This window comes from Arthrobacter sp. NPDC093139 (genome assembly GCF_044754165.1).
Lineage (GTDB): Bacteria > Actinomycetota > Actinomycetes > Actinomycetales > Micrococcaceae > Arthrobacter.
This window is the reverse complement of the sequence record NZ_JBIVOO010000021.1, coordinates 1-12193: the sequence shown is the minus strand read 5'-3', so window position 1 is coordinate 12193 and position 12193 is coordinate 1. Positions and strand designations below refer to the sequence as shown.

The following is a 12193-nucleotide window of genomic DNA, read 5'->3' as shown; positions in this document are numbered from 1 at the left end:
CGGCGCAGTCATAATGCCCTGCGAACTGGTGTATATAATTTCTCGGTACGGTTTAGCAGAAGGCCGTTGGATAGTTGTTCGATCCGGCTCTTTGCTGCCGCTACCCGCTCCCCTTCCGTGGTATGCGCTGCGCCCGCCGGCTCGTCTTGACCTGAGCGAAACGGTACTGGGAATCGTGGCCCGCGAGTCGACCGCAAAATCTGAAACATCAATCACGGAGCACCTGAATGAGATGGTGCTCGCAAGCTCGGATGTGGAGGCATTCCTCCATGAGCTTGCCCGGGTATCGGCCCGGAGCCTTTCCGAGCCCGGCGACGAAGTCCTGTGCGGAATCACACTGCTGCGGCACCGCAAAGCCGCCACGGTGGCAAGCAGCACGCCCGAGGCCCAGGCCATGGACGAGATCCAATACGACTTCGGTGACGGGCCATGCATGACTGCCTCGCGCGAGCAGGAGACTGTCCATATCCCGGATCTTGAAGAGCACGGGCTGTGGCCCCAGTACTCCCGCAAGGTGCTGGCCCAAGGCGTACGTTCCATCCTGGCCATCCCCTTCCAGCTTGAGGGCGAGACGCGCGCCGCCCTGAATCTCTACTCCCACCGTCCCGGCAGGTTCGAGGGACGCGTCCTGGACCTCGCCGAGGACTTTGTCACCCAGACATCCATGGCACTGCGCCTCGCCGTGCGGTTTGCCCACTACAGCGAGGCGGCCGCAAATCTCAAGGCAACACTGGAGTCCCGAACGGTGATTGACGTCGCCGTCGGGGTCATCATGGCCCAGAACCGGTGCAGCCAGGAGGAGGCATTTCAGCTGCTGAAGGCCGCCTCCAGCACGCGGAACATCAAGCTCCACAGTGTGGCGACGGCGATCGTCGACTCACTAGGGAAGGGGCCGGCAAAGACCCACTACGAGGGCTAGGCTCAGTACTCCGCACCCGGGGACCGCAGTCCGGGCAGGAATTCCTTCGGCAGCTCCGCAACCGGAATGATGAAGAGGTCCTGCACCTTCCAGTCGAGCCCGGCGCAGGCTTTGCGTGTTTCCTCCATGGTTTCCAGGGACGGCGCGGCTCCCCCGGCCGGCACCACGAGTCAGCCCACCAAAGGCCAACGCCGATGCCGAAAACACCTATAGCCGCGGCGCCCGCGGTCATCCAGTCGGCCTTGTTCATATCGGCGTCAGCGTAGAGCACTTTGTCGTGGAGATTTTCGGCCAGCTTGATTTTGACCCGCCCCAAATACACCGGAGGAGCCGCGGTCAGCAACATCGCCGCGATCATCAGCCAGCCCAGCCAGATGGTCTGGCCGAACACCTCGATGCCGCCGATGGTCGGGTGCTCCGCGCTGAGCAGGCCGGCGCCGGAGTCAACGACCAGGAAGGATCCCATGGCTACCAGCGCCACAGCGGCAACAAGGTGGGCAATCCCCACCGAGCGGTGATAGCCGTACGGATGTTTCTGCGTCGGGGGCCGACGAATCAGCCGGGCGGCCAGCAGGAAGGCCAGAGGCGGCAGGAACGAGAGGAGGTCTTCGATCCAGGCGGCCTTCATGGCCTGGGAATTGCCCAGAACCAAGAAGACGAGAGCGGTGGAAACAGTCAGAAAAGCAAGGGTGATCCACTCGAACCTGATCGCCTTTTGCAGGGCTTCTTTTTGCTCCCGGGGCAGCTCCGTGTTGCCGAACTTGGCGGCGGTTTCCGTGCGGCTCACCCCAGCACGTTCTGTTGCAGGAGAAAGCGGTCAAGGGCCAACAGAAAGGCGTTCTCGCCCAGCGGCACAAGGAACACATGCTTCACGGTTTTGCCAAAGGCGTCCTTCGATTCGGTATACGGGCGCGTGGTTCCCGCGTGTGTGACCCACGGTGTGTCAGCGGCAAAACCCCCGATCACCAGGTCCAGCTCACCCTCCTTGAGCGCCTTGGTAAGCTCCTGTTCGCTTCCCGTGACCCATCCGGGCGTGGCGCTGATGGAGGAGGCAAAGGAGCGCACCAAGGCTGGTTCGACGCCTTGGGGTTCCTGTCCGTCACGGAGGCTGGCCCACTTGCCGTTGGCCGTGACACCAACCCGCAGGTTTCCCCCAGAGACCCGTTCCAAGGTGCCGTCCGGGTCTCTGGGCATAGAGACAGCGCAGCCAGCCAGCCCGCCGGCAAGGGTCATGACGGCGAGCAACCCCGCCATACGCGTCACGAACGTGTGTCCGATCCGAAACACTGCGTCCCTTTCGCCGACCGGGATGCACACGGCCGGCCGGGCGGCCGTGTGCAGGTCGGCTCTATCCAACGCGGGGCCGGAGGGCTCCGCGATAACGCAGTGATTCGCTGGAGGGTTTACGCTAAAGGTTTACTCAGGGCCGGCGGAACCGGGCGCGGGCGCCGTCGCGCCACCACGTGAGACCCGGATCTTCCGGGCACTGGCCGCGGGTTCTTCGGGCATGGGGATGCGGACTTCAAGGATCCCGTCAGTGTACGAGGCGCTGACGTCTTCCTGGCTTACGGGAGCGGGCAGGCTCACCGTGCGGGCAAAGGTGCCGTAGCGGAATTCGGAACGGTAACCGTCTTTATCCCTGTGCTCGGCTTTTTCCTCGTGCCGAACCGAGATCTCCAACTGATTACCCGTCAAGGTGATGTCGACGTCCTTATCCGGGTCGATTCCCGGGACCTCGGCCTTGACCACCAAGTTACCGCCCTCACGGTATTCCTCCACGCGGAGCCAGGAGTCCAGATCTCCTTCCAGGAACCGGCGGAACGGCTCCGGGAACTCAACACCGGCTCGGCGGAGAATGTTAGCCATCGCTGTTACCTCCTGTCTGTGACCGACCCTGTTTTTACATGCAGCGGACGGGCCGGGATGCATCCGACATCAATAAATTACGCCGGAGGCAACCGCATGTTAAGGCTACGTCCGGGCGACATCCCGCCACTTCCTGCTGCTTCCTTGGGAAAAGCCAGGGATTACCTGACGGAAACTTTGGCGCTCCCCCGGGCGGGGACTATCCTGCTTCCCGCACCCCCCATTCCTGCCCCCATGCCTGAGGTTCGGGGATTGCGCGCCGAGATTTTCACAGGAGCGCGGCGGGATACTGGGCGGTGTCCGGCAGCGAAGCCCCGTGAAGGAGAGCCCCGATGAAGAAGCTGTTACTCCCAGGCCTTCCTGCAGCGGCCGGCGCCGGCGACATGGGGGCCCGTGATGACCGCTAGCGTCCCGGACCGGCAGAAGCGCGAAGTGCCGGACAGCGAGCCGCAACCAGGACTGGGGCTTCGGAATTGCCAACCAGCGGTCAGCCTCTATCCGCCCTGCATCGGGCCAGCCGACCCGTGGGGCCGGACTGTGCTGCGCCAGCAGGTCATTGACCTCATCCTGGACATCATTTCAGCCACAGATCCCCAGTCGGAGGTCCGGCTAAGGCTTTTGCGTCATCTCGCCGCCCACCCCGGCTGCCCCGAGCAGGCGCTGTTGTGCCACCTGGACGAGAACTCGCGCCGCCCCCTCGTCTTCCGTGGAGTCTGCGACTGAAGCTAAGTAGGCTTATGATCTATTCGGCTGCCGTTACCGGACGGCGCCGTATCGGCTGCGGCAGATCCTCAGCCGGACACCGTCGCACAAGGGTTGGGAACTTTGAAGGATTCGCTGGACCGCAAGGGCCGGAGGCTGGGCGGCGCCGCCAAGCCGCTGGCCGCCTGCTTCATGGTTGCTGCTCTTCTAGGCTGCAGTCCAGCTTCACCCGATTTGGACCCGCAGACCGGCAAGGAACTACAGACACGGGTCTTGGCCGTCAGCACTGCAGCCGCCAGCGCAGATCCCGCAACCGGCCTGCGGACCCTTGATGAACTCGTGGATCAGGTCACCCGCGCCGCAGCGGACGGGAAGGTCTCCTTCAAGCGCCATCAAAGCATCATGAAAGCGATTGAAGCGGTCCGGTCCGGGCAGATCTCCGCGCCGCGATTGCCGCAAAGGCGGCGGCGTCCAAAGCTGCGGCAGAGAAGGCGGCAGCGGCCCAGGCCGCATCCCAGGCCGCGGCCGGGAAGGCGGCGGCCGAAACCGCGGAAGCGGCCGCGGCTGCGGCTGCGGCTCAAAACATCGCCGTCCACCCATCGCCGCTCACCGTGGCGCCCCTGCCGTCGCCGCCTGCGCCTGGCGACGAAGACGGTGGCAAGGGCTCAGATAATGGGCCAGGCAAAGGAAAGGGCAAGGAGGGGTGAGCAGAAACTCGGCCTCAGCTCCGGTGGTGCGCGATCAGCCAGCCGGCCATCTGCTGGGCACGCTTGGAAGCAAGGAAGTCCCCCTCCGTGGCCGATATGATCGAGCCCTTCATCAGGATGTGCCAAGAGCGGGCGAATTCCTCGGTGTCGCGCAAGCCGGCCTCTTCGGCCAACGCCTGGAGGTGGCCCCGGATTCGGGCCAGGTAGCCGATGCTGGCTTCGCCCAGGGGATGCTCGGGGCCCATTTCAAGGAGGACGTTGATGAACGTGCAGGCCTCGAAGTCGTCACGCTGGAACCAGTCGCCGAACACATCGAAGATGGCCAGGAGGCGCCCCTCAGGCGTATCTCCCCTGCGCCGGGCTTCGGCAACGATAAGGTCCACGGTCCACACCTGGTCGCGGAGGGCGAGGAAGGCAAGAACCAGCGCATCCTTCGACGGGAAGTGCCGATAGAACGTGGATTTCGCCACGCCGGAGCGCTCGATCAGCTCGTTAATGCCGACGTCGCGGATCCCGCGGCGGGAGAAGAGCTCGTAGGCAGCGGACATTATCCGGTGCAGGGGTTCGTTCTCGCCGGCACGAACCCCTTGGGGCAGCAAAGTGCCCTCGCTTGCTTCAGGTGCGTTCATTAAGGAAATACTCTACCGCGGGACTGGCCGAGACAGACCTGTCTGTCTTATTGTTCTATCAGCATGACGCCGCTTCACCGGAACCCCGTCCCGGAGATGCCGCGGGAGTTACTGCAATGGAGCAGAGAGTAGGAGTGCACTGATGGACGATGAAGACATCCGGGCAGTGGAGGAGGCCGTTGCCACGCTGGAAACCACCAGCGCCGAGCACGAGCCCGCCGCAGTGAGTCTCCAGACTGCGGTTGCAGCCGCCGTGACGCACGGCAAACCTATACGCGAAGTGGCCGCGGCGGCCCATATGACAGCACTCGAAGTGCTCGATGCGGCGGACGCGGTCACGTATCCGCAGCAGGCGATCCAGCCCTGGACGTTCGCCCAGTAATCCTGGCTTTGGGATTCTCCAGCAAAAATCCTGATCCGATCCTGAGGATATGCCGCGCTAAGCCTGATGCTCCCGCGCCACCCTTAGATGCAACAGCCCGGGGAAAAGATCCCCGGAACTCAGGCATTTAGGATTCAAGGAGACGGGGCCGGCATGAAAAGCTCAGCAACTCTCGACGGTGTGGCTGAAGCAGCGGCTACGGCTGCGGCTCCTGTGTCTGCGGATTTTCACAGGCTCGGACTCGCTGGCTGCATCGACCGCCTGACAGTCCCGCTGCGCCGCCAGGGCACCTGCGTCCACTGGGAGACACCGCACCACGGCCTGGAGATCCCGGCGGGCTGCGCCACTCTGCTGTACCGGTCTGCGCAGGAAGCCCTCGACAACGCGTTCAGGCACGCCCATGCCACTGACGTGACGGTCCGGCTCACGGCCGTCTTCCACGGGATCCGTCTGACGGTTGCCGACAACGGCAAGGGATTCGGCAAGCGTTCAGCGGGCCACACCGGCTCCGGCAACAGCTCGTTTCCGGAGGCTGCCGACGGCGGCCGCCACGGACTTCGGACAATGTCCACAGAGGTGCAGGAAGCCGGCGGAACGGTCGCCATCTCGTCGGAACCCGGAACAGGCACCGAAGTGACCGTCACCATTCCATTGGACTGACGCGCCGCCGGGCCTGGCCTAGGATTCATTGCATGACTAAGCCCACCGCCCATCCGTCTGCGTCCCGGGCCTTCGATTCCCCGGACATCCGGCAGGCCGTCGAAGAGCTGCGCCTCCGGATCTCCGACGGTTCCCGCATTCTCCTTGGCGTAGCGGGTGCCCCCGGCTCCGGAAAGTCCACATTCTCCGCCTTCCTCGCCGATTTCTTCGGCCCTCAGGCGGCGCTGGTGGTTCCCATGGACGGTTTCCACCTGGGCAACGCCATCATCGACGGTACGCCGCTGAAGCGGCGCAAGGGCGCCCCGGACACGTTCGACGTCGGCGGTTATTTCTCGCTGTTGCAGCGGCTGGCGCTGCGGGACGAGGACGTTGTTTACGCACCGGACTTCCGGAGGTCCCTCGACGAGCCTGTGGCTGCCTCCATAGCCGTGCCGGCCTCGGTACCCCTCATCATCACGGAAGGGAACTACCTGCTGGCCGAGGACCCCGCGTGGCAGCGGGTGCGGTCACAGCTGGACGAGGTGTGGTTCATCGATACTCCCGCGGAACTGCGGCTCTCCCGTCTTGTGGAGCGGCATATGCTCTTTGGAATGGACCGGCCTGCGGCTGAAGCCTGGGCGAACGGATCCGACGAAGCGAACGCGCGGCTCATTGAAGCCACGCGGCATCGTGCGGATCGGGTCATCGTTTGGCGCTGATGGCGCCGTCGCTCGACTAATGGAGGAAAACAGTTAGCCGCGGAGCGCCGACTGGAAGTGGTTGGCCAGCTCCTGCCGGAACCCATCAGTGTCGCCATCCAGGGCAAAAGCAGCCAATCTCTCGTGCTCTACGGCAATGTCGTGCAGATCGTGGTACGAGCGATGGTCGACAGCGAGGTAGAGGCGCAGCTTGCTCTCCCAACCATTCCACAGGTTTTGCAGCGCGCCATTCCCTGAAAAGTCGTAAAAGAGCCTGTGGAAGCGAAGGTGCGCGTCGATGCTGGCCGGGATGTCGTTATTCTCCGTTGCCCGGTTGAGCTCCTCGATGGTTTGCACCAACTGCGGCCGCTGGGGTCCGCACAGCGCTTCGGCAGAGAGCTGGGCAGCGTACGGTTCGACCAGCAGTCGGACGGATGCGATATCGGCCACCTCCCGAGCGCTTACCTCCACCACGAAGGACCCGCGGAAGGGGACCTTTACGATCAGCCCTTCCTCCTCCAGCCTCGTCATTGCCTCGCGCAGCGGTGACCGGCTGATCCCGAGATCTGCAGCGATATGCATTTCCCGCAGCTGTCCGCCGGGCGGCACAGTTCCGTCCAGAATGGCGGTCCGCAGCACGCTGTAGACGCCGTCCGGTGTCGTCGTCCGCTGCGCTTGCCACTCGAACTTCGGTTCCATGCGGTCGCCTCCTGTTGTCGATTGTCGATTATACAGGATTTCTAAAGCCGCGGGCTGTACCGAGAACTCCTCATGCGGTGTCCTGTCGTGTTCCGGTGAAGGCCTCAACGGCGTGTTGCATGTGTCTCTTAATGGCCTCGTGGAGCCCTTTCCTATCGCCTGCCTCCAGCAGATCCAGGATGTTTTGGTGTTCCTGAACCAGGAGGTCAACGCTTCGGTAGGAAGCCGCCAGGTTGGGGATGCACATTCGTGATTCGGTTGCCAGGGTCTCGTACATCCTTACAAGACGGGAATTTCCGGTCCCAGCAATGAAGGAGGTGTGGAACTGCATATCCAGCCGTGCGAAGACCTGCCAGTCGGTGACGCCCAGTTGTTTCGTCATATCGCGGACGACTACCTTCAGCACTTCACAGGTGTCTTTGAGCTGCTCCGGCCTGCCATCCAGCAGGCTGTTGGCCGCGGATATTTCCGCAGCTTCGCGGACCGCGTAAATCTCCCTGATGTCCTCTGCTTTAAGTTCCAGGACGAAGACTCCGCGGTTACGCCGGCTGATGAGGATCCCTTCCTGGCATAAGCGCTGCATTGCTTCCCTGAGTGGGCCTCTGGACAGGAGGTTCAGCTGGCTGGCCACGGCAGATTCGTTGATCTGCTGTCCCGGGCGGAAGGTCCCCTGGACTATCTGTTCGCGCAGCTGATCGGCGATCAGCTGCGCGGTGGGCCTTCCTTCCAGGGTGAACAGGTCTTTCGGGGCCATTGACATCCCCCTCTTTTCACTCATCGCCGACTACATATTCACTAGACGGCTATTGCCGTGTACTTGATCTCGAGGAATTCCTCGATGCCGACCTTGCCGCCTTCGCGTCCCAGCCCGGACTGCTTGACCCCGCCAAAGGGTGCTGCCGGGTTGGAAACGATGCCGGTGTTGATCCCGAGCATGCCAACTTCGAGTTCTGCGGAGAAGTGGAGGGCTTTGTTCATGCTTTCGGTGAAGACGTAGCCCACCAGACCCCATTCGGTGTCATTGGCCAGGCGGAGCACCTCGTCCTCGCTGTCGAACGCCGTGATCGCCGCGACGGGTCCGAAGATCTCGGTGTTCATCAAGTCGGCGGTCAGGGGCACGTCGGTGAGCACGGTGGGGGTGTAGAAGTAGCCCGGGCCCTCGGGGCGGCTGCCGCCGGTCAGGACGCGTGCGCCCTTGGACACCGCATCGGCGACCAGGGCCTCGACCTTGTCCAGGCCCTTTTGCTCGATCAGGGGCCCGACGTCGGTTCCTTCCACGGCGCCGTTGCCGACCCGCAGTTCAGAGATCTTCTTGGCGAACTTCTCGCTGAACTCGGCCAGGACGGAACGGTGGACGAAGAAGCGGTTCGCGGCGGTGCAGGCCTCGCCCATGTTGCGCATCTTAGCCTTCAGGGCACCGTCGACGGCCTTTTCGATGTCCGCGTCGGCCAGAACGATGAACGGGGCGTTGCCGCCCAGCTCCATCGAGGAACGCATGACGTTCTCGGCCGCCTGGCGCAGCAGGATCTTCCCGACCCCGGTGGAGCCGGTGAAGCTGATCTTGCGCGCGATGCCACTGCTCATCCATGGATCCACCACTCCGGCGGCCTTGGAGGTGGTGACGACGTTCAGGACGCCGTCGGGAAGGCCGGCCTGCCGGAAGATGTCCACCAGGGCCAGGGAGGTCAGCGGTGTCAGTGCTGCGGGCTTGAAGACCATGGTGCAGCCCGCGGCCACGGCCGGGGCGATCTTGCGGGCGCCCATCGCCAGCGGGAAGTTCCACGGCGTGACCAGCACGCAGGGACCGACGGGTTCCCTGGTGATCATGATCTGGGTGTTGCCGTCAAGGGAGGTGGTCTGGTCCCCGCCGATGCGGACCGCTTCTTCGGAGAACCAGCGGAGCATTTCGGCGCCGTAGGCCACCTCGCCCTTGGCCTCGGCCAGCGGCTTGCCCATCTCCGCGGTCATGATCGCGGCCAGCCGGTCGGTGTTGGCAATGACCAGCTCAAAGGCCCGGCGCAGGATGTCGGCCCGCTCCCGCGGCGTGGACTTCGCCCACTGCGCCTGCGCGCGCCCGGCGGTCTCGATGGCCCGGGCTGCATCTTCGGGCCCGCCGTCGGCGACGTGGGCAATCATTTCATTTGTGGCCGGGTTCTCAACGGGGAACGTGGCGCCATTGGCGGCCTTTTGCCAGGCACCGTCGATGAACAGGTCGGTGTGAAGAGTGCTGGGGTCAAATGAAGTGCTCATGTCACGCTTTCAGTAGTGGTGGAAACGATGGCTTCATACCTTGTTCTATTGCTGACAGAAGGGGTTTAGCTCGTCTTGAACCGCTCCGGGCGTATGAAGCCCAGGCCCTCGTAGGTTTGCTTGCCGAGGGCCTCGTGGGCCGCGATCTGTCCATATCCGGTGGCGTTTTTGAAGCCGCCGCCGGAGAATCCGGTGGCGCAGTAGATCCTGCTGTTCTCGCTGAACCGGCCAAGGAGGGGGTTGCCGTCTTTGGTGTAGAGGTCGGGGAAGGTGTCGGAGCGGACGATGTTGGGGAACAGTCCGGGGAGGAACTCGGTGACTGTTTCGGTGGTCTCCGCGATTTCGGCGGGGGTCAGTTCCCTGGGCACGGCGTTCGGGTCCGGTGTTGGTCCGCCGCGCCCGTCCAGGGTTGCCTTGACGGTCACCCCGTCAACGGCGGGTGCACCATACATGGAGCGGTCCTCGTACATCCGGCTGAAGACGGGGAACCTCTCGGGCGAGAACTCTGATGCGTCTTTCGCGACGAACCAGGTCAGGAAGAGCCGCTTCGTCTGCGTTGCCGCCTTCAGGTAGTCGGGCATGAGCCGTTGGGACCAGCCGCCGGAGGAGACGATGACGTTCTCGAACGTCCAGGACTTCTCCCCGGAGGTGATGACGACGCCGTCGGCGGTTTCGGTGATGCCATCGATGGGGGTGTTCGTGTGGATGGTCGCCCCGTTGGCCTGGGCTGCTGCGACCGCCGCCGTGACGGCGCGGTCGGTGCGCAGGGCACCGGCGTTGGGGTCATAGACGGCGATGTCGTCTTGCCGGAGGTTGTGCTGCGGGTAGCGTTCGGCCATCGCCTCGCGGCTGAGGATTTCGTGCTCGGCGCCGTTGGTCCGGGTGGTTACCAGCAGGGCCGAGAGGTAGGCGCCGTCTTTGGTGCCAATCGAGAGCCCGCCGCAGCGGGTCAGGATGTTCTGCCCGGTTTCGGCTTCGAGTTCGGCCCAAAGGCTGCGGGAGCGTTCCAGGATGGGGTAGAGGTCCGGGTTGCCGCGGTAGATCATGCGGAACAGCCGGGTGTCCCCGCCCACGGCACTGCGGCCGTGGGCGGGAACCTGGGCTTCGAACCCGACCACTGAATCGGACAAACGGGAGGCCTGCCACAACGCCATGCTGCCGATGCTGCCCAGGCCAATGACTGCGAGTTTTCCGTCCATGCTCAGAGCACCATTTCCAGGAAGGCCTGCGTCCGGGGTTCCTTCGGGTTGGACAGGATTTCCCGGGCGTCGCCGCGTTCAACCACGTAGCCGTCATCCATGAAGATCAGCAAGTCGGCCACTTCGCGGGCGAAACCCATTTCGTGGGTGACCACCACCATGGTCATGCCCTTCTTCGCCAAATCCTTCATGACGGCCAGGACCTCGCCGACCTTTTCGGGGTCCAGCGCCGACGTCGGTTCATCAAACAGGATGATCTCCGGGTCCATGGCCAGGGACCGGGCGATCGCGACGCGCTGCTGCTGTCCGCCGGAGAGCTGGGCGGGGTAGTAGTCCCCGAACCCGGCCAGGCCGACGCTGGCCAGCAGTTCCTGGGCCCGCTTGGCGGACTCTTTCTTGTCAGCGCCCTTGACCAGCACCGGCCCGGACATGACGTTTTCCAGCGCGGTCATGTTCGGAAACAGATTGAACTGCTGGAACACCATGCCCACCCTGGTGCGCTGCTCAGCGAGCTTCTTGGGGCTGTGCGCGTGGTAGGCGTGCGCAGTCTCGTAGTAGCCAAAGTCCTCGCCATTGACCTTCAGGACGCCGGTGTCGACGGTCTCCAGGCCGTTGATGCACCGCAGGACGGTGGACTTTCCGGAGCCGCTGGGGCCGATGATGCAGCAGATCTCTCCGCTGGCGATGTCCAGGTTGATGTCCTTCAGGACCGTCTTGGGGCCGAAGGACTTACGGATTCCGCGGGCGTGAATGGTGCCGTCGTTGCTCATCGCAGGGTACCTTCCGGTTCGGTCAGCACAACTTTTTTCGCTTTCCGGGGGAGCCGGGAAGTTGTGCGGGAGTATTTTTGCTCGAGCTTGGACTGCGGGTAGCTCAGCAGCAGGGTCATCACGAGGTACCACAGGCTGGCGACGATCAGCAGCGGGATGGTCTCGTAGGTGCGGGCGAAGATGAGCTGGGCGCTTTGGAGCAGCTCGGCGACGCCCAGCACACTGACCAGGGATGTTCCCTTGAACATGCCGATGACCTGGTTACCGGTCGCCGGGATAATCGAGGGCATCGCCTGCGGGATGATGACCTTGCGCATCTTCATGGAGCTGCTCATGCCCAGGGAGTCGGCGGCCTCGATCTGGCCCTTGCCCACCGAGGAGAACCCGCCGCGGATGATCTCAGCCATGTAGGCGGCCTCGTTCAGCGTCAGGCCCACCAGGGCCGCGGTGATCGGCGCCATCAAGGCGTTCACATCGATCGCGGTGCCGATGTTCGTGAACGGAATCCCGATGGTCAGGTTCGGGTACAGCGCCGCGACGTTGAACCAGAAAATCAACTGCACCAGCACCGGGGTGCCGCGGAACAGGGTGATGTAGGCATTCGCGGTGGCGGCGACCGGTTTGATGCTCGAGGACCTCATGATCGCCAGCCCCAGGCCCAGGAGCGTTCCCAGGGCCATGCTGGCAATCGTGAGGAAAATCGTGAGCATCAGCCCACGCAGGATGGATTCAT

15 protein-coding genes and 1 pseudogene are annotated in these 12193 nt (G+C 63.7%); 5 read left to right on the top strand and 11 right to left on the bottom strand.

The window, feature by feature from the left end; all coding sequences use genetic code 11:
* The first annotated feature begins 175 nt into the window (after nt 1-175).
* Nucleotides 176-919 carry a GAF and ANTAR domain-containing protein gene (locus tag ACIP90_RS20705; RefSeq protein WP_400581595.1) on the top strand — a complete coding sequence of 248 codons (744 nt, stop codon included), beginning with the start codon at nt 176-178 and terminating at the stop codon, nt 917-919.
* Between the two features lie 2 nt (nt 920-921).
* On the opposite strand, the gene ACIP90_RS20700 is transcribed toward ACIP90_RS20705, so the two are convergent.
* The 4 genes and pseudogenes from ACIP90_RS20700 to ACIP90_RS20685 all read right to left on the bottom strand — a co-directional run bounded on the left by ACIP90_RS20700 (nt 922) and on the right by ACIP90_RS20685 (nt 2785).
* Nucleotides 922-1047, bottom strand: coding sequence for a hypothetical protein (locus ACIP90_RS20700; protein ID WP_400581646.1), 126 nt, complete (start codon nt 1045-1047; stop codon nt 922-924).
* Between the two features lie 101 nt (nt 1048-1148).
* Nucleotides 1149-1706, bottom strand: a pseudogene (locus tag ACIP90_RS20695) (cation transporter); the annotation flags it as partial.
* On the bottom strand, nt 1703-2206 hold the full coding sequence (locus tag ACIP90_RS20690) for an ABC transporter substrate-binding protein (RefSeq protein WP_400581593.1): 504 nt from the start codon (nt 2204-2206) through the stop codon (nt 1703-1705). The pseudogene ACIP90_RS20695 and the gene ACIP90_RS20690, both read right to left, overlap by 4 nt.
* Before the next feature lie 129 nt (nt 2207-2335).
* Nucleotides 2336-2785 (bottom strand): Hsp20/alpha crystallin family protein, encoded by a 450-nt coding sequence (locus tag ACIP90_RS20685; RefSeq protein WP_400581591.1) that lies wholly within the window; start codon nt 2783-2785, stop codon nt 2336-2338.
* Between the two features lie 396 nt (nt 2786-3181).
* Between ACIP90_RS20685 and ACIP90_RS20680 the strand changes: the two genes are divergently transcribed.
* Nucleotides 3182-3508 carry a hypothetical protein gene (locus tag ACIP90_RS20680; RefSeq protein WP_400581590.1) on the top strand — a complete coding sequence of 109 codons (327 nt, stop codon included), beginning with the start codon at nt 3182-3184 and terminating at the stop codon, nt 3506-3508.
* Nucleotides 3509-4208: 700 nt separating this feature from the next.
* Here ACIP90_RS20680 and ACIP90_RS20675 read toward each other — a convergent pair.
* The gene (locus ACIP90_RS20675) at nt 4209-4823 is read right to left on the bottom strand and encodes a TetR/AcrR family transcriptional regulator (RefSeq protein ID WP_400581589.1); all 615 of its coding nucleotides are present in this window, start codon (nt 4821-4823) and stop codon (nt 4209-4211) included.
* A 142-nt stretch (nt 4824-4965) separates the two neighbouring features.
* Between ACIP90_RS20675 and ACIP90_RS20670 the strand changes: the two genes are divergently transcribed.
* The 3 genes from ACIP90_RS20670 to ACIP90_RS20660 all read left to right on the top strand — a co-directional run bounded on the left by ACIP90_RS20670 (nt 4966) and on the right by ACIP90_RS20660 (nt 6563).
* Nucleotides 4966-5205 carry a hypothetical protein gene (locus ACIP90_RS20670; protein ID WP_400581588.1) on the top strand — a complete coding sequence of 80 codons (240 nt, stop codon included), beginning with the start codon at nt 4966-4968 and terminating at the stop codon, nt 5203-5205.
* A gap of 153 nt (nt 5206-5358) precedes the next feature.
* Nucleotides 5359-5865: a sensor histidine kinase gene (locus tag ACIP90_RS20665; protein WP_400581587.1), complete on the top strand. Its 507-nt coding sequence runs from the start codon at nt 5359-5361 to the stop codon at nt 5863-5865.
* Between the two features lie 32 nt (nt 5866-5897).
* Complete coding sequence (locus ACIP90_RS20660) at nt 5898-6563, top strand: nucleoside/nucleotide kinase family protein (protein ID WP_400581586.1); 666 nt, start codon at nt 5898-5900, stop codon at nt 6561-6563.
* Nucleotides 6564-6596: 33 nt separating this feature from the next.
* Here ACIP90_RS20660 and ACIP90_RS20655 read toward each other — a convergent pair whose 3' ends face one another.
* The 6 genes from ACIP90_RS20655 to ACIP90_RS20630 form a co-directional block, all read right to left on the bottom strand.
* Nucleotides 6597-7241, bottom strand: coding sequence for a GntR family transcriptional regulator (locus tag ACIP90_RS20655; RefSeq protein ID WP_400581585.1), 645 nt, complete (start codon nt 7239-7241; stop codon nt 6597-6599).
* 70 nt (nt 7242-7311) lie between these two features.
* Nucleotides 7312-7995, bottom strand: coding sequence for a GntR family transcriptional regulator (locus ACIP90_RS20650; protein ID WP_400581584.1), 684 nt, complete (start codon nt 7993-7995; stop codon nt 7312-7314).
* A gap of 41 nt (nt 7996-8036) precedes the next feature.
* Nucleotides 8037-9491, bottom strand: a complete 1455-nt coding sequence (locus ACIP90_RS20645) for an NAD-dependent succinate-semialdehyde dehydrogenase (protein WP_400581583.1) — start codon at nt 9489-9491, stop codon at nt 8037-8039.
* 65 nt (nt 9492-9556) lie between these two features.
* Nucleotides 9557-10690, bottom strand: coding sequence for an FAD-dependent oxidoreductase (locus tag ACIP90_RS20640; RefSeq protein ID WP_400581582.1), 1134 nt, complete (start codon nt 10688-10690; stop codon nt 9557-9559).
* A 2-nt stretch (nt 10691-10692) separates the two neighbouring features.
* Nucleotides 10693-11460, bottom strand: a complete 768-nt coding sequence (locus ACIP90_RS20635; protein ID WP_400581581.1) for an amino acid ABC transporter ATP-binding protein — start codon at nt 11458-11460, stop codon at nt 10693-10695.
* The coding region (locus ACIP90_RS20630) for an amino acid ABC transporter permease (protein WP_400581580.1) at nt 11457-12193 on the bottom strand (737 nt) is incomplete at its 5' end. The genes ACIP90_RS20635 and ACIP90_RS20630, both read right to left, overlap by 4 nt.

What these genes read in the sequence shown, in the direction of transcription:
- ACIP90_RS20700 (WP_400581646.1), bottom strand. Translation starts at nt 1,047, where the DNA reads ATGGAGGAAACACGCAAAGCCTGCGCCGGGCTCGACTGGAAGGTGCAG.
- ACIP90_RS20685 (WP_400581591.1), bottom strand. Translation starts at nt 2,785, where the DNA reads ATGGCTAACATTCTCCGCCGAGCCGGTGTTGAGTTCCCGGAGCCGTTC.
- ACIP90_RS20680 (WP_400581590.1), top strand. Translation starts at nt 3,182, where the DNA reads ATGACCGCTAGCGTCCCGGACCGGCAGAAGCGCGAAGTGCCGGACAGC.
- ACIP90_RS20675 (WP_400581589.1), bottom strand. Translation starts at nt 4,823, where the DNA reads ATGAACGCACCTGAAGCAAGCGAGGGCACTTTGCTGCCCCAAGGGGTT.
- ACIP90_RS20670 (WP_400581588.1), top strand. Translation starts at nt 4,966, where the DNA reads ATGGACGATGAAGACATCCGGGCAGTGGAGGAGGCCGTTGCCACGCTG.
- ACIP90_RS20665 (WP_400581587.1), top strand. Translation starts at nt 5,359, where the DNA reads ATGAAAAGCTCAGCAACTCTCGACGGTGTGGCTGAAGCAGCGGCTACG.
- ACIP90_RS20660 (WP_400581586.1), top strand. Translation starts at nt 5,898, where the DNA reads ATGACTAAGCCCACCGCCCATCCGTCTGCGTCCCGGGCCTTCGATTCC.
- ACIP90_RS20655 (WP_400581585.1), bottom strand. Translation starts at nt 7,241, where the DNA reads ATGGAACCGAAGTTCGAGTGGCAAGCGCAGCGGACGACGACACCGGAC.
- ACIP90_RS20650 (WP_400581584.1), bottom strand. Translation starts at nt 7,995, where the DNA reads ATGGCCCCGAAAGACCTGTTCACCCTGGAAGGAAGGCCCACCGCGCAG.
- ACIP90_RS20645 (WP_400581583.1), bottom strand. Translation starts at nt 9,491, where the DNA reads ATGAGCACTTCATTTGACCCCAGCACTCTTCACACCGACCTGTTCATC.
- ACIP90_RS20640 (WP_400581582.1), bottom strand. Translation starts at nt 10,690, where the DNA reads ATGGACGGAAAACTCGCAGTCATTGGCCTGGGCAGCATCGGCAGCATG.
- ACIP90_RS20635 (WP_400581581.1), bottom strand. Translation starts at nt 11,460, where the DNA reads ATGAGCAACGACGGCACCATTCACGCCCGCGGAATCCGTAAGTCCTTC.